At 69.2% G+C, this 15,764-nt stretch carries 10 protein-coding genes and 2 pseudogenes; 7 read left to right on the top strand and 5 right to left on the bottom strand.

What is annotated here, in order from left to right; translation table 11 throughout:
- Window positions 1–273: 273 nt before the first annotated feature.
- Together MKCMC460_RS31490 and MKCMC460_RS31640 are read left to right on the top strand one after the other, a co-directional pair.
- Window positions 274–3,140: pseudogene (locus tag MKCMC460_RS31490) on the top strand (PE family protein).
- A gap of 288 nt (window positions 3,141–3,428) precedes the next feature.
- A pseudogene (locus tag MKCMC460_RS31640) lies at window positions 3,429–6,090 on the top strand (PE family protein).
- A 21-nt stretch (window positions 6,091–6,111) separates the two neighbouring features.
- Here MKCMC460_RS31640 and MKCMC460_RS00455 read toward each other — a convergent pair.
- Window positions 6,112–7,272 (bottom strand): LLM class flavin-dependent oxidoreductase, encoded by a 1,161-nt coding sequence (locus tag MKCMC460_RS00455; protein ID WP_236978932.1) that lies wholly within the window; start codon window positions 7,270–7,272, stop codon window positions 6,112–6,114.
- Window positions 7,273–7,339: 67 nt separating this feature from the next.
- On the opposite strand from MKCMC460_RS00455, the gene MKCMC460_RS00450 reads away from it, so the two are divergent.
- The gene (locus MKCMC460_RS00450; protein WP_238305173.1) at window positions 7,340–7,924 is read left to right on the top strand and encodes a TetR/AcrR family transcriptional regulator; all 585 of its coding nucleotides are present in this window, start codon (window positions 7,340–7,342) and stop codon (window positions 7,922–7,924) included.
- A 66-nt stretch (window positions 7,925–7,990) separates the two neighbouring features.
- On the opposite strand, the gene MKCMC460_RS00445 is transcribed toward MKCMC460_RS00450, so the two are convergent.
- The 4 genes from MKCMC460_RS00445 to MKCMC460_RS00430 form a co-directional block, all read right to left on the bottom strand.
- Complete coding sequence (locus MKCMC460_RS00445; protein WP_236978926.1) at window positions 7,991–8,887, bottom strand: helix-turn-helix transcriptional regulator; 897 nt, start codon at window positions 8,885–8,887, stop codon at window positions 7,991–7,993.
- 400 nt (window positions 8,888–9,287) lie between these two features.
- Window positions 9,288–9,692, bottom strand: a complete 405-nt coding sequence (locus MKCMC460_RS00440) for a type II toxin-antitoxin system VapC family toxin (protein WP_236978924.1) — start codon at window positions 9,690–9,692, stop codon at window positions 9,288–9,290.
- Window positions 9,689–9,967 carry a type II toxin-antitoxin system Phd/YefM family antitoxin gene (locus MKCMC460_RS00435; protein WP_236978923.1) on the bottom strand — a complete coding sequence of 93 codons (279 nt, stop codon included), beginning with the start codon at window positions 9,965–9,967 and terminating at the stop codon, window positions 9,689–9,691. The genes MKCMC460_RS00440 and MKCMC460_RS00435 overlap by 4 nt, the downstream gene beginning before the upstream one ends.
- Before the next feature lie 50 nt (window positions 9,968–10,017).
- Window positions 10,018–10,662, bottom strand: a complete 645-nt coding sequence (locus tag MKCMC460_RS00430) for a GntR family transcriptional regulator (RefSeq protein WP_236978921.1) — start codon at window positions 10,660–10,662, stop codon at window positions 10,018–10,020.
- A 69-nt stretch (window positions 10,663–10,731) separates the two neighbouring features.
- Here MKCMC460_RS00430 and MKCMC460_RS00425 point away from each other — a divergent pair, with 69 nt between their 5' ends.
- From MKCMC460_RS00425 to MKCMC460_RS00410, 4 genes are all read left to right on the top strand, one after another.
- Window positions 10,732–12,078, top strand: a complete 1,347-nt coding sequence (locus tag MKCMC460_RS00425) for an LLM class flavin-dependent oxidoreductase (protein WP_236978919.1) — start codon at window positions 10,732–10,734, stop codon at window positions 12,076–12,078.
- Window positions 12,071–13,255, top strand: a complete 1,185-nt coding sequence (locus MKCMC460_RS00420; RefSeq protein WP_236978917.1) for a CaiB/BaiF CoA-transferase family protein — start codon at window positions 12,071–12,073, stop codon at window positions 13,253–13,255. The genes MKCMC460_RS00425 and MKCMC460_RS00420 overlap by 8 nt, the downstream gene beginning before the upstream one ends.
- A gap of 13 nt (window positions 13,256–13,268) precedes the next feature.
- Window positions 13,269–14,177 (top strand): CoA ester lyase, encoded by a 909-nt coding sequence (locus MKCMC460_RS00415; protein WP_255731129.1) that lies wholly within the window; start codon window positions 13,269–13,271, stop codon window positions 14,175–14,177.
- 69 nt (window positions 14,178–14,246) lie between these two features.
- The gene (locus tag MKCMC460_RS00410; RefSeq protein ID WP_238305171.1) at window positions 14,247–15,761 is read left to right on the top strand and encodes a carboxylesterase/lipase family protein; all 1,515 of its coding nucleotides are present in this window, start codon (window positions 14,247–14,249) and stop codon (window positions 15,759–15,761) included.
- Window positions 15,762–15,764 lie beyond the last annotated feature (3 nt).

Below are 15,764 nucleotides of genomic sequence, written 5' to 3'. Positions count from 1 at the left end.
GCCGCGGCTCCGTCCGCCGTGGAATTCGTAAATGAGTTCCAGAATTGAATTCCGCGGGCAACAACCGAGAATTTAAATGCTTATCCAGAGAACGACGATGTTTGTCCGACCGCGGTATTGCATCGCCAATAACTCACCGCGCCCGCCGGGTTCATTGCTTCACTTCGCATTCAGGTACGCAATCGGGTTAACGCCTCTCGGCTCGGCGTCGTGAATGGGATGGGTCGAGTAACAGCGCACCGGATCTTGTTGGACTCTGCGGGAAGGTTCGAAATGTCGTTTGTCGTGGTGGGTTCGGAGTTGTTGGCGTCGGCGGCGGCGGATGTGGCCGGTATCGGGTCGGCGTTGGAGCAGGCGGGGTCGAGTGCGGCGGTGTCGACGACGCGGATCGCGGTGGCTGCGGGGGATGAGGTGTCGGCGGCGATTGCGGAGTTGTTTTCTGGGCATGGGCGGCAGTTTCAGGAGGTGAGTGCGCGGGCGGCGGCGTTTCATGCGCAGTTCGTGGAGTCGTTGGCCGGTGCTGGTGGTGCGTACGGGTCGGCGGAGGCGCTGAATCTGGGGTTGTTGGCGGGGTGGGAGCCGTTTGGGTTGATCAATGCGCCGACGGAGTATTTGTTGGGTCGGCCGTTGATCGGTAATGGGGCCAATGGTGCGGCGGGGTCGGGTCAGGCGGGTGGGGATGGGGGTTTGTTGTGGGGCAATGGCGGTAGTGGTGGTTCGGGTGCGGCGGGTCAGGCCGGTGGGGCTGGTGGGTCGGCGGGGTTGATCGGTCATGGTGGGGCTGGTGGGGCGGGGGTTCGGGGGCTGCTGGCGGTCGTGGTGGGTCGGGGGGCTGGCTGTATGGCAATGGCGGTGCCGGCGGCGCGGGCGGGCTGAACGCGGTAGGTGGTGCGGGTGGGTCGGCGACCCTGTTCGGTAAGGGCGGAACCGGCGGCATCGGCGGCACCGGAGCGGGCGGCGGAACCGGCGGCAACGGCGGATACCTGCTCGGATCAGGCGGCGCCGGCGGTGCCGGCGGCGCCGCGGCCAGCAGTCTGCTCAACGGCGGGGACGGCGGCACCGGCGGGCGAGGCGGCTGGATCTGGGGTCACGGCGGCGACGGTGGCGCCGGCGGGATCGGCGGTGCGCAGGGCGTCGGCGGCCACGGCGGTACCGGTGGTGATGGCGGCACACTGCTGGGCGGCGGCGGCAACGGTGGCGTCGGTGGCGCGGGCGGCGACGGAATCAACGGTGTGAACGGCAAGGGCGGCTCGCCACAGAACCCGACCGGCGCCGCCGGGACAGACGGCACCGCCGCCGGCGACGGCGGCATCGGCGGCCGAGGCGGTGACGGCGGCTTGCTGTGGGGACACGGCGGCATGGGCGGTGACGGCGGCGTCGGCGGTACCGGTGGTTCGGGCGGGGCCGGTGGCACCGGTTTCACCGAGCCCACCGTCGGCGGTAAAACCGGCGGCAATGGCGGCCTGGGTGGAAACGGCGCGGCCGGCGGCAATGGCGGCGCCGGCGGCGCCGGCGGCAAGGGCGGCTGGCTGTTGAGCCCAGATGGCGCCAACGGTAATGGTGGCGCCGGCGGGACCGGCGGCAATGCCGGGGCAGGCGGCAGCGGCGGCAACGGAAGCAACGGCACCGCGGGCAGCCCCAACGGCGGGCTGGGCGGACGGGGCGGCGACGGCGCCAATCCCGGTGCGGCCGGTATCGGTGGAATTGGCGGGGCGGCCGGCGGCATCGGCGCACACGTGGGAGCCGACGGGCTCTCCGGCGCCCAATTGGCCGGTGGCAACGGCGGCAACGGCGGCAACGGCTACAGCGACCTGAACTTGGCCAACTTCGACGCCGGCGACGGCGGCCGTGGCGGCAACGCCGGACTCGGCGGCGTCGGCGGCAACGGTGGCGACGGCGGCAGCGTCGGGTCGAACGGCAACAACGGCAACGCCGGCAAGGGCGGCGACGGCGGCAACTCGTTCGGCTCGGGTTCGCTCGGCGCCACCGGCGGTAAAGGCGGAAACGGCGGCAGCGCCGGCGGCGCCAACGAGGCCGGTGTCGGTGGTAAAGGCGGAAACGCACAGGTCACCGACCCCGGCGGCACCGGCAACGTGACGGCGGGTGCCGGCGGGCGCGGCGGCAACGGCGGCAACGTGGCCGGCAACGCCGGCGATGGCGGCGACGCGTACAACGCCGGTAGCGGCACCACCACCGCTGGCAACGGCGGCGACGGCGGGAACGGGATCACCAACGGCGGCCGCGGCGGCCAGGGAGGTTCGGCCAACGGTGCGACCACCGGCCCCGCCGGCACCGTCCTGGGCGGGACCGGCGGAAACGGCGGTACTGGCGCGATCGGCGGCACCGGCGGCGTCGGCGGTCAGGCGCTCGTCAGCGGAATCGCCAACACTGCCGATGCCGTCGGCGGTCACGGCGGCACCGGCGGCACCTCCTCGAACAACGCCTCTTCTGCCGTCGGCGGGAAGGGCGGCGCCGCGATCAACTACGGCAGCGGGAACGCCATCGGCGGACGAGGCGGCGACGGCGGCGTACTCAACACCACCAACATCGCCGACGGTGGTGACGGCGGTGTGGGCGGCAACGCCACCGCATACGGCACGGGTAATGCCGTCGCCGGTGACGGCGGCAACGGCGGCCAGGGCATCAACTACGGGCGCGGCGGCGACGGCGGGAACGGTGGCACCGCGACGGTCAGCAATGCCACTTCCAAGGCGGCAGCCACCGGCGGCCACGGCGGTTCCGGTGGTCCGGGCGGCACGAACGGCGCCTTTCAATCGCAGGCCGGCTGGGGCGGCAACGGTGGTCAAGGCGGTAGCGCATCCAGCACCGGACTCGGCAACGTCACCGGCGGCGACGGCGGTGACGCCGGCGCCGGAGGCGCGGCCGGCAAAGGCGGGAACGGCGGCAACGGCGGCGGTGCCAGTGCCACCAACACGTCGTCCACAGCCAACATCATCGCTGGTGACGGGGGCGACGGCGGCGCCGGCGGGCCGGTGAACGGACCCGGCGGCAACGGCGGCAACGGCGCCAATGCGACAGGCCCCAGCGGTACCCACAAAGAGGGCGGCACCGGTGGCAGCGCCGGGGCAGGCGGCGGAACCGGAAGCAGCGGCGTACCCGGCACCGACGGCACGCCGTAGCGGCAGGACGATTACCGTCGGCGCCCCAGCCGACGGACCCGAATCCCGGGAGCCATGTCACCGCGACCCAACAGTGAATTATGGCCCCGGGATTCGGTGTATCTGAAATGGGATTCCAATAAATCCGGCATACCAGAAATTGCAATATCCGCGAAGCGACGAGATTTATCCCGGGGCAGAGCGTCGCGATCGATAAAGCGCCACACGCAAATGCTCGTTGGTTGACTGACGCCAGCGAGCATTTACGCAAAACCGGATATTCGTCCGCTGCGGGTCTGGAGGTTCGAAATGTCGTTTGTCGTGGTGGGTTCGGAGTTGTTGGCGTCGGCGGCGGCGGATGTGGCCGGTATCGGGTCGGCGTTGGAGCAGGCGGGGTCGAGTGCGGCGGTGTCGACGACGCGGATCGCGGTGGCTGCGGGGATGAGGTGTCGGCGGCGATTGCGGAGTTGTTTTCTGGGCATGGGCGGCAGTTTCAGGAGGTTAGTGCGCGGGCGGCGGCGTTTCATGCGCAGTTCGTGGAGTCGTTGGCCGGTGCTGGTGGTGCGTACGGGTCGGCGGAGGCGCTGAATCTGGGGTTGTTGGCGGGGTGGGAGCCGTTTGGGTTGATCAATGCGCCGACGGAGTATTTGTTGGGTCGGCCGTTGATCGGTAATGGGGCCAATGGTGCGGCGGGGTCGGGTCAGGCGGGTGGGGATGGGGGTTTGTTGTGGGGCAATGGCGGTAGTGGTGGTTCGGGTGCGGCGGGTCAGGCCGGTGGGGCTGGTGGGTCGGCGGGGTTGATCGGTCATGGTGGGGCTGGTGGGGCGGGGGTTCGGGGGCTGCTGGCGGTCGTGGTGGGTCGGGGGGCTGGCTGTATGGCAATGGCGGTGCCGGCGGCGCGGGCGGGCTGAACGCGGTAGGTGGTGCGGGTGGGTCGGCGACCCTGTTCGGTAAGGGCGGAACCGGCGGCATCGGCGGCACCGGAGCGGTCGGCCTCAACGGCGGAAATGGCGGAGCCGGGGGTCACGGCGGCGCGCTGCTGGGCAGCGGCGGCACCGGTGGCATCGGCGGCGCCGGCGGCAGTGGCGCGGAAGGCCTGGTCGGCACGGACGGCTCCACCACGGCTGTCGGTGGCACCGGTGGCGATGGCACCGCCGCCGGTAACGGTGGCAGTGGCGGCCGGGGCGGCAACGGCGGTGGCCTGTGGGGCCACGGCGGCGCGGGTGGCGTCGGCGGCGTCGGTGGAACGGGAGGCTCCGGTGGGGCCGGCGGGCTCGGCTACACCAACCCCAACGCCGGCGGCGCCGGAGGCAGCGGCGGCCTGGGTGGCGACGGCGCGACGGGCGGCAACGGTGGATCCGGCGGCGCCGGCGGCGAGGGCGGCTGGCTGCTGAGCCATCACGGCGCCACCGGCGACGGCGGTGCCGGTGGCGCCGGCGGCAACTCCGGGGCCGGTGGCAACGGGGGCAACGGTGGCGATGGCAATGCGAGCGCCCGCAACGGCGCGCGCGGTGGCGACGGCGGCAATCCCGGCGCGGTGGGCGCCGGTGGCGTCGGTGGTGCCGGCGCCCACCAGGGCGCGGACGGGCGAGCGGGCACCCAACTGGCCGGTGGCAACGGCGGCAACGGTGGCAACGGCTACAGCGACCAGATCACCCCGGGCAGCACCGGCGGCAAAGGTGGCGACGGGGGGAACGCCGGCCTCGGCGGCGTCGGTGGCAACGGCGGCAACGGCGGCAGCGTCGGCTACGACGAAACCAGCACCCCCGGCACCGGGGGTCGCGGGGGCAACTCGATCGGTGCCGGCACCCTGAATGCCACCGGCGGCAACGGTGGCAACGGCGGTAGCGGCGGCAACGACGGCGACGGCTTCGGCGGGGTGGGCGGCAACGCCAACATCAACGACAGCGCCGGCACCGGTAGCGCCACCGGTGGGGCTGGCGGCCACGGCGGTGGCGGCGCAAACTACGCCGCCGACGGCGGCCGCGGGGGCGACGCCTTCAACGCGGGTACCGGCGCGACCACGGGTGGAGCCGGCGGGGACGGCGGGAATGCCGGCGGATTCGGAGGCAAGGGCGGCGACGGCGGCTCCGCCGACTCCGTGAATACCGCCGCTACCGGGCGGGTGGTCGGTGGGGCCGGCGGCACCGGCGGAGCAGGTAGCGGCGGGGGGGCCGGCGGTGTGGGCGGGAAGGCGTTGGTCGTGGCGTCGGGCGCATCCGCCGATGCCGTCGGCGGTAACGGGGGCACCGGCGGCCTTTCCTTCTTGGGCGGTCTCTATGCACACGGCGGAACCGGCGGCGATGCCGTCAATTACGGCAGCGGTTCGGCGACCGGAGGCGACGGCGGCGACGGTGGCGAACTGCGGGTCAACTACATCGCGAACGCCGGCGCCGGCGGGACGGGTGGCGACGCACACGCGTTCGGCACCGGCAGCGCTACCGGCGGCGACGGTGGAAATGGCGGTGCGGCAACCGATTACGGTCGCGGCGGCGCCGGCGGCCACGGCGGCAACGCAACGGTCGACAACACCGCGTCCGCGGCGGCAGCCAGCGCCGGCGACGGCGGGCACGGCGGCACCGGCGCCCCGAACGGCCCTGTTGAGTCACAGAACGGGTCGGGCGGGGCCGGTGGCGACGGCGGTACCGCGAACAGCAACGGACTCGGCACAGTCACCGCCGGCCACGGCGGCGACGGCGGCGCCGGGGACTCCGTCGGGACCGGTGGAAACGGTGGCCGCGGTGGTGATGCCAAAGCCACCAATGCAGCCTCCACTGCGCAGGTCGTCGCCGGCGACGGCGGTGATGGCGGTGCCGGCGGCCCGCAGGACGGCGCCGGTGGTAACGGCGGTAACGGCGGTGACGCGACGGCGCCGAACATGGCCAATGCGCACGGCGGTACCGGTGGGCTGCCCGGCGCGGGCGGCGGAACCGGCAGCAGCGGCGCACCCGGCTCGCACGGCACGCCCTGACGGACGGCGCGGCGGCGATCCTCAGGACGCAGCGGGTAGTTCCGCACCCTTGAGGCAAGCGCAGACCTGCAGGATTGTCTCGAGCGCGCGAGGTTGTTCCTCGGCCTGCAAAATCGCCGGAGCGAGGTCGCTCGGTGCGATGTAGTCGGCGCCCGCATCGACGTACTTCTGGAGTTCGGCGGCCACCTCGTCCGGGGTGCCGATGATGTAGGACTTCTCGATCATGGACGGCGTTACCGAGGCGACGATCTCATCGACCTCGGCCGCGCTCATCTGGTGCGGCAGCATTTTGAGCGCGTAGTGCCAGTTCTCCTCGAAGATCAGCTGCTCGCCCTCGTCGCGCCAGGCCCCGTGGTGCAGTCGCCCGAACACCGCGGCCATCCACTTGGTGATCGGACTGTTGAGCAGGCGTTCGCGTTCGTCGTCGCTGCGGTATGCGATGACGAACGGCCAGAAGCCGTTGGTGAACTTCTCTGGGTCGCGGTCCTTGCGCTCCAGCTGAGCGTCGATCTGGGCGACTTGCTCTCCCCATTGTTCCGGTGTGCTGAATGCGCTGGGCACCATGCTGATGAAACCGTCGGCGTGGGTGGTCGCGATGTCAATCAGCTGGGGGCCGCCGCCGAGGGCCCAGATCTCGGGGACCTTGGGGAAGTGGGCGCCGATCCATGCGCCCGAGTAGTTCCAATGGTTGCCCTCGTGGCTGATCAGCCCATCGGTGGACAGCAGTTTGCGCACGATGGCGAAGATGTCCTCCATCCGGGATAGGCCCTGGGATCGCTTCCAGCCGAACGGCTTACATTGCTTGAGCTCGCCCGCGGCCAACTGGAGCGCCACCTTGGCCGGCGTCGCGGACGAGAGCGTGAGAATTTGTTGTAGCAGTTCCGCGGGACCGTTGCGCACCGCGTCCAGGGTGGTCGTGATGTTCAGCGTGTTCGTCGCGGCGGCAGCCAACAATGCGACCATTGCAGCGTTGTAGTACGAGTCGCAGTCGGCGCTGAGGTTGGCCATGGGAGTGACATCCGGACGCCACAGCGCCTGCGGAAAGAAGCTGACCAGTTGGTCCCAGGTCTGGAACCAGTCGACGACGCCGCTCGCCTCGATCTGCTTGGCGAAGTCAGCGCCGGCCTGGGGCGGCAGATAGCGGCTCGGCCAATAGTTGAGGGCTACCTCGACATTCGTCATTGCCTGCTCGATTCGACGACGGGCTGTAGAGTAAGCACTCTATTGCAGCATGGTTGGGAATTTCAAGATGGCGCATACCAATAATGTCCGCCGCCGCAGGTCCGCGTCCGAGGTCAAGGTGCTGATGCTCGATGCCGCACGAGAGATGTTCGCGGCCAAAGGTTTCCACGCGACGACCCGGGAGATCGCCGAGCGGGCGACCGTCACCGAACAACTTCTGTTCAACCACTTCGCGTCCAAACAGCAGCTGTTCGCCGCCGCGGTGTTGCAGCCCTTCGAGGCGCTGGCCGAGCAGCAGCTGGTCGAATGGCAGCACGTGGTCGCGTTGGGCGACGAACCTCACCAGATGATGCGGGTCTACGTCGAGGGGTTGTGGACTCTGGTACGCACCAACCGGGCATTGTTCCGCGCACTGAGCACCGATCCGTTCGGTGCACACGTAACCCCGGTGCTGGACCGCCTTGAGCAGCTGACGGCCGAGATCGCACGGCGGCACGGTTACGGCTACGACCCGCATATCGCGGTGCGGATCGTGTTCGCTGCGGTCACGGCCCTGGCCCTGAACGAAGAGGCGACCGCCGGCCGCAGCGAGGCCGACATCATCAACGAACTCGTCAATACCTTTGCGGCCGGGCTGACCAGAGGACGATGAGGAGCGGCGGGACAAGCGGGGGCAGGCGCGCGCCTGGTTCGGCCGGCGCCCCCGGATGCGGGAGTCTTACTTAGACGATTGGCCGTGCAGCGTCACGCGCGGGTGCTGACCGTAATGCTGCCGGTAGTAGGCCGCGAACCGCCCGCCATGAGCGAATCCCCAGCGTGCGGCGACCGCCGATACCGAGACGGTCGCGGGATCGGCGTCCGACAGTTCCTCGTGCGCGCGACTGAGGCGAACCCGGCGCAGATAGCCGATCGGCGTGCAGCCCAGCTGGCGACGGAACATGTGCTGCAGCCCGCGCGGCGTCACGTGGATGGCGGCGGCGATGTCGTCGAGGGACAGGTCGGTGTCCGCGCGCTCGTCGATGAACGCCACGGCGCGGCGCACCAGGCTGGACTTGATCGGGTCGAGCGGGTCGGCCTTGGCCGACACATTGCTGGGAAAGGTGTTCAGCACGCAGGCGGCCAGCAGTGCCGCGGCGTTGCTGGCGATCGCCGGTGAATCGCACGCCTCGGGCTGGCTGAGCACGTGGTCGCGTAGATAGTCGATCAGCGAGCTGAGTTGCCGGGCGGTCGCCGCCGACACCGGGCGGCTGGACAGCAATCGAACGGGTTCACCGTCCGCGGCGCACCTGACGGCCACCTTGGTCAGATCCGCAGTCTGGAACGTCACCATCTCGTAGCTGCCCCGCATCCCCACCGTCAGGTCCTCGGTGGGCAGGGCGACCACCTGGTCCTGGGGTGTCAGGACTTCGGTCTGACCGCCGGCCCGGTCCAGCTCCAAATAGCCGGTGCGAACCCGGGTCAAGACGATCCGGTCCAACGGTGCCATCCGGTAGCGGATTTCGGAGTCGAGTTCCAGCTCGTCGAAGCTCATCGAGCCCAGGCGCCGGCGCCGCATCTGGACCGGGTTGCCCGCGCGTTCGCCGGCGGTGATGACCTGTGCGAATCCTTGACTCACGAGCTGCAGCCTTGCCCTCGTCGGTACCGTGGAAGGCGATATTAACCAGATCTGACCGGCTGTCACGGGTCTTCGTAGGGCCGTGGCAACGCCCGTTTGCACCCGGTCCCCCGGCTGGCAGCTCGTCATGTTGTTGCCGAAAAGTGCTTATCAGCAACGTCTTTGAGAATCTTGGGGCCAGGTTTGGGTTCCATGCCGACGATTGCGCGGGCGGGTTTTCTCCCCCGATCGGGGGAGAAAAGTTCAACCCGAGAATCCGTCGGCTATCCGAGGCTTTTGAGCCGCCGCTGGACGAATGTGGTCTTTGGATGACTGCGCTTGCGGTATACCGGTTCTGCACAACGGATTTCGCTGATGTTAGCCATACCTTAGCCATACCGTTGCCGCCCCGCAACAACTTTCATGAGCCGGGCGATATCGCCGGAATCCCGACGTCGTGGCAGCCCGCCAACAAACGCCGGTCGTAAGTGACGAAAGCCGTCAGCTCCTGCTTGAGTTGCGCAGCAGCCGCCAGGTGGATCGCGTCGAGCGAACGCAGCGTAGGCGGACCGATGGTCTCCGCTGCGGTCAACACAGGTGCGCTGAGCGTGACCATGTCAAGGCCGTCCAGCAGATAGCGGGCCCGCCCGACGTACTCAGTCGCTGCGTACCTGTAAACGGCTCGCATCAACTCGATGCGGCCCAGCGTGCTGGTCGCTGCGTGCTCGCCCCGCTCGTGCTGGGCGTTGAGCCACGCTCGCAGTGCAGCCGTCTCAGCCTCGGCGATGAGCAGTTTCGTCAGGGCCGAGGTGTCCAGGTAGATCACTGCTCGTCGCGCATTTCTTCGAGAACGTCCGACAGTGTGCGCTTTTCGCTCGGCGGCGATGTGCCGGCGGGGTCGTACAGATTTTCCGGGCTGCGGGCCGGGAGTAGCAGTCCCGCATCTATCAGGGCGGTGCGGGACCGCGTCGCTTGCGCAACCGGTACGAGGCGGGCAACCAGGCGCCCGTGATTGGCAACGCCCAGCTCCTCGCCGGCCTCGACCCGCGCGAGGTACCGCGATGCATGTTGTCGCAGTTCACGGACCCCGATGACCTCCATCCAGCCAACGTAGCACGTCTTGTGCTACATCAGCGCCGCTGGACGCGGGCTCAGCCGCGCTGTTCCAGCCACTCCGCCAGGGAGCGCCCGGCATCCAGCACATGCCGTTCGGCGATGGCGCGGGCACGCTCGGCGTCCTTGTCGGCGAACGCGTCGAGCAGCGCCTCGTGGTCATCGAGTGAGTGCTTCTCGTGGTCGGGGAACAGCGTCAGGAAGTTGGTGGGCACCACCCGCGCCGCCTGTTTGATCTGGGCCATCAGCCGGGGCGAGTGCGCGGCCCGGTGGATCTTCTGGTGGAAGTGCCAGTTCGCCTCGCCGATGCTGTCGTCACCGGACCTCGACGCGACGTCGGCGGCCAGTTCGCGCAGCATCGCCAACTCGTCCGGTTCCACGCGCTGGGCGGCCCAGGCCGCCGCCTGGCCGGTCAGCACCCCCAGGATGGTGAAGCTGTCCAGCACGTCTTCCGGGCTGATCCCGATCACCGTGACTCCGCTGCGCGGCGCGACGCGGACCAGGCCCTCGAAAGACAGCTCAAGCAGGGCTTCGCGCACCGGGGTGCGACTGGTGGCGAATTCCTCGGTGATGGCGTCGAGGTCCAGACGCGCCCCGGCGGGGATGGTGCCGGTCAGGATGCGGTCACGCAGTTCCCGGGCGGCGCGCTCGCGCACGGTGCCGGAGATGTCGATCGCTGCCATCGAGGCAGCATATCAAATCGAGAATCTAACATTTGAAATCTGAAATATCAGGTGTTAGATTTCCGAACCATGCGAACCGACAAGATGTCCCTCGTCGCCTTCATGCAGGCGGGCAGCACTTCGGTGTACGCCGGATCCTGGCGACACCCCGCGACCGAGCACCGGTACCTCGACGCGTCCTACTACGCCAAGATCGGCCGTCAGCTCGAAGAAGGCTGCTTCGACCTGATGTTCTTCGACGACCGGTTGGCGATGCCCGGGGTATACGGCAACTCGGTGGCCGAGGCCGTCCAGTACGGTGCCCGGCCGGTCAAGCTGGACCTGGGCGTGGTGCTGGGGATACTGGCCCAGGCGACCTCGCACATCGGACTCGGCGCCACCTATTCGACCACCTACTATGCGCCGTTCCACGTCGCCCGCACCTTCGCGTCGCTGGACCACCTGTCGGCCGGGCGGGCCGCCTGGAACGTCGTCACCTCGGTCAACGACAGCGAGGCGCAGAACTTCGGCGTCGAGGCCCACCTCGGTCACGACGAACGCTACGACCGTGCCGACGAATTCATGGACGTGGTCACCGGACTCTGGGACACCTGGGAGGACGACGCCGTACTGCACGACCGCGCGACGGGTCACTACGCCGATCCGGCAAAGGTGCACGAGCTAGGCCACGTCGGGCAGTACTTCGCGGCGCGCGGGCCCCTGACGGTGCCCCGCTCCCCGCAGGGACGGCCGGTCATCATTCAGGCCGGCTCTTCGGGCCGCGGGCGCGAATTCGCCTCGCGCTGGGCGGAATTGATCTTCACCGGCGACCCGGGAATCGAAGTGGCCTGCAGCCACTACGCCGACCAGAAGGACCGCATCGCCGCTGCCGGACGCGATCCGGGCGCGGTCCGTATCTGCCCGATGGCCTACGCGGTGGTGGGGGAATCGGAGTCGCACGCCAAGGACCGCGAGGCGATGTTCCTCAACGACCTGGTGCACCCGATGGCCTCGCTCACCCTGTTGTCGGAGTTGATGAATTACGACTTCGCTCAACACGATCTGGACGATCCGGTTACCGACGATCTGATCGCATCGGTCTCGGGAATCCGGGGCCTGGTGCAGAATCTGCGCACGCATATCGGCGGCGACACGGTCACGGTGCGCGATCTCGCCGGCCACCGCGCCACCTTGCTGCAGGGGCCGCGGTTCGTCGGCACCGGTGAGCAGGTCGCCGACCAGATGGCCGACTGGTTCGAAAGCGGTGCCTGCGACGGATTCGTCTTGGCCGCAACGCATCTGCCCGGCGCGTTCGAGGACGTGGTACGGATGGTGGTTCCGGAGCTGCAACGACGCGGGTTGTTCCGTAGCGCGTACGAGTCGTCGACGCTGCGGGGTCACCTCGGGTTGCAACGACCCGTCGGCGCCAATGCTTGACGGCCTGCGGGTGCTCGACCTGGCCACCTTGGCGGCCGCGCCGCTGGTCGCCACCTATCTGGGCGAGTTCGGCGCCGAGGTGATCAAGGTGGAGGACCCGCGTAACGGCGACCCCATCCGCTCCTGGGGCAACCAGCGCGACGGCGTCGGCCTGATGTGGAAGTCCATCTCGCGCAACAAGAAATCGATCACGCTGGACCTGCGCTGCAGCGCCGGCCAGGAGCTGGTGCGCCGACTGGTGCGGCACGCCGACGTCGCGATCTTCAACACCCGGCCACAGACGTTGCGCAAGTGGGGGCTGGACTATCAGAGCCTGCGCGGGGTCAACGACCGAATCGTCATGCTGCACATCACCGGATACGGGTTGACCGGGCCCAAGAGCGAGCGGCCCGGGTTCGGCACTCTGGGCGAGGCGATGAGCGGCTTCGCCCACATCACCGGCCAGGCCGGCGGGCCGCCGACGCTGCCGCCGTTCATGCTGGCCGACGGGGTCGCATCGCTGAATGCCGCATACGCGGTGATGATGGCGCTGTACCACCGCGACGTACACGGTGGGCCGGGCCAATTGATCGACGTCAACCTCATCGATCCGCTGGCCCGATTGCTGGAGCAGACGCTGCTGGGCTACGACCAACTCGGCCTGGTGCCCGAGCGGTCCGGCAACCGCTGGGACATCTCCGCGCCGCGCAACACCTATCGCACCGCCGACGGCCGCTGGCTGGCGATGTCGGGAAGCTCGCCGGCGCTGGCCCTTCGGGTGTTCCGGGCGATCGGACGCGACGACCTGGTGCACGACGCCGACTTCTCCGATCCGCAGCGCAGACTCGCCCGCGCCCGCGAGGTCGACGCGGTGGTGGCGGATTGGGTTGCCGGTAAGACACTTTCGCAGGCGATGGAGGTGTTCGAAGCGCACGAGGTGGCCGCCGCACCCGTCTACGACATCACCGATCTGGTGCGCGACGAGCAGCTTGCCCACCGGGGCGTGTTCGTCTCGGTCGACGACACCGAACTAGGGCCGGTGACGGTACAGGCGCCGGTGCCCCGGTTCTCCGCGGCCCCCGGCGCGGTACGGCAGCTGGGCCCACGCCTCGGCGAGCACAACGACGAGGTGTACGGCGAACTACTCGGGCTGAGCCGCAACGAGATTGACGATCTGCACGCCAACGGTGTGCTGTGAGGGAGGAGAACAAGTGACACTGCGCCGTTCCGAGCTGGCGGTACCCGCGAGCAACGACGACATGTTCGACAAGGCCGCCGGCTGCGGCGCCGACCTGGTGTTTCTCGACCTCGAGGATGCGGTGCCTGTGGCCTGCAAGGAGTCGGCTCGATCCAAGGCGATCGCAGCGCTCAACGAGATCGATTGGGGCCGCACGGCTCGCGCGATCCGGATCAACGGCCTGGACACCCCCTGGTGTCACGACGACCTGATCGAGGTGGTGACCAAGGCCGGCGCCAACCTGGACACCGTCATCATCCCCAAGGCGCGCACCGCCCGCGACGTGTGGTGGGTGGACGTGCTGCTCACCCAGCTTGAAGCAAAACTGTTACTCGACAGGCAGATTCGGCTCGAGGTGCTGATCGAGGAGGTCGAGGGCCTGGCCAACGCCGAAGCCATCGCGGCCGCCAGCCCGCGGCTGGACGCGCTGATCTTCGGGGTCGGCGACTTCTCGCTGTCCCAGGGCGCCCGGGTGGACACCAACTTCGTCCCGCTCGGCGACTACCCCGGCGATTTCTGGCAGTACGCGCGTAGCAAGGTGATCGTCGCGGCGCGCATCGCCGGTATCGAAGCGATCGACGCGCCCTACCCCGACTTTCGCGATCTGACCGGTTACGAGCGCGATGCACGCCGGGCGTCGCTGATGGGATACACCGGCAAGTGGGCGATTCATCCCGGGCAGGTACCGGTCGCCAACGAGGTGTATGCGCCCACCGCCGACGAGATCGCCTTGGCGCAACGCAATGTCGCGGCGTACCGGGAAGCGGAGTCGAACGGCCGGGGTGCGGTCGGGGTGAACGGCGTGCTGGTGGACGCAGCGCACGTGAAGATGGCCGAGCAGACGCTGGCGCGCGCCGCGCTATGCGCGAACTCTGGCGGTTGACTCTGCGTCCAGGGCGGGAAAGTTCGAGTGGCGTGCGCCGTGGGCGCAGCGTCAACGTAACCTGAAGCGGTGACCAGGGTCGACGTGGAGTCCGGCGCCGTGCGCGGCCGGCGGCACCGCGACGTCGACGTCTGGCGTTCGATCCCGTACGCGGCGCCGCCCGTCGGGCCGCTGCGGTTTCGTGCCCCGCAGCCCGTCACGCCGTGGGGCGGCGTGCGGGACGCGACCGAATTCGGTAACGCCGCACATTCGCACCTGTTCAGCTCGCCGCTGGGCATCGTGAAGCGGCAGCTGCAGGACGAGGACTGCCTGACGCTCAACGTCTGCGCGCCCGCCGGAGACGGACCACCCCGGCCGGTGCTGGTATTCATCCACGGCGGCGGGTTCTTCGAGGGCAGCTCCGCGTTGCCGGTCCACAATCCCGAGCCGCTGGTGCGCCGGTTCGGGATCGTGCTCGTCACGATCAACTACCGGCTCGGCGGCCTGGGATTCGTCGACTTCTCCCGGTACTCGGCGGATTTCGAATCCAATGTCGGCCTGCGCGACCAGATCGCCGCGCTGCAGTGGGTGCGGCGCAACATCGCGGCGTTCGGTGGCGACCCGGAGAACGTCACCGTGTGGGGGCAGTCCGCCGGTGCCAGCGCCGTTCTCAACCACCTGGTGATGCCCGCCACCAAGGGACTGTTCCACCGCGCGATCGCGCAGAGCCCGGTACCCGATGCGGTGCGCACCCGGGACCAGGCCGCCGAAACCGCCCGCCGGATTGTCGAGGCGCTCGGCATCGATCCCGAGAACGCCGCGGATGCCCTGCGCACGGCGCCGGCCAAAGCGATTGCGGGGACGGCGATCCGGGTGATGCTACGTATCGCGCGCGAGGTTCCCTGCCAGATGTCGCTGGCCCCGGTGATCGACGGAGATCTGCTGCCGCAGGACCCGACGGCGGCGCTGGCGGCCGGTCACGCGCACCGCGTCCCGCTGCTCATCGGCTCGATGCGCAACGAGATGGGGCACGCGGGCTGGGGACCGGTCCGGCGGTTCGTCGATCTGTTCCCGACCACCCCTCAGCGGGTGGAACGCATGTTCGCCGCCACCGACCCGGCCGCGAAAGACGAGGTCCTGCGGCACTATCCGGACTACCCAAGCGGCAGAACGCTGACCAAGCTGGCCACCGATTGCTTCTTCGTGCGACCGATGATCGCCGCGGCGGAGGCCCATGCTCGGCACGCGCCGACCTACCTGTACCGAATGGACTACGCCCCGCCGCTGTTGCGCTGGATAGGCATGGGCGCCATTCACGCCACCGACATTCCGCTGGTGTTCGGGTTCGACATGCCCGCGACGCAACCGTTCACCACCGGTGAGCGCCGCGAATACCGGGCGCTGGGCGACTGGGTACGGCAGCACTGGATCGAGTTCGCTCGGACCGGTGCGGCTGGTTGGCCGGCGTACAACGACGACAAAGCCGCCGTCGTCATCGATCGTCCGGAACCTCGGGTGGTCGACGGACTCTACAGCGCGACGTGGGAAGCGTGGCGCCATTACGCCGGACCCCAGCGTGCTGCCAACCCCACCGCCGTGCACTAGGGG

This window comes from Mycobacterium sp. 20KCMC460, from assembly GCF_022179425.1.
Lineage (GTDB): Bacteria > Actinomycetota > Actinomycetes > Mycobacteriales > Mycobacteriaceae > Mycobacterium > Mycobacterium kiyosense.
This window is presented reverse-complemented; position numbering and strand designations above follow the sequence as displayed.

What these genes read in the sequence shown, in the direction of transcription:
- MKCMC460_RS00435 (WP_236978923.1), bottom strand. Translation starts at nt 9,967, where the DNA reads ATGGAGGTCATCGGGGTCCGTGAACTGCGACAACATGCATCGCGGTAC.
- MKCMC460_RS00425 (WP_236978919.1), top strand. Translation starts at nt 10,732, where the DNA reads ATGCGAACCGACAAGATGTCCCTCGTCGCCTTCATGCAGGCGGGCAGC.
- MKCMC460_RS00420 (WP_236978917.1), top strand. Translation starts at nt 12,071, where the DNA reads ATGCTTGACGGCCTGCGGGTGCTCGACCTGGCCACCTTGGCGGCCGCG.
- MKCMC460_RS00455 (WP_236978932.1), bottom strand. Translation starts at nt 7,272, where the DNA reads ATGACGAATGTCGAGGTAGCCCTCAACTATTGGCCGAGCCGCTATCTG.
- MKCMC460_RS00430 (WP_236978921.1), bottom strand. Translation starts at nt 10,662, where the DNA reads ATGGCAGCGATCGACATCTCCGGCACCGTGCGCGAGCGCGCCGCCCGG.
- MKCMC460_RS00450 (WP_238305173.1), top strand. Translation starts at nt 7,340, where the DNA reads ATGGCGCATACCAATAATGTCCGCCGCCGCAGGTCCGCGTCCGAGGTC.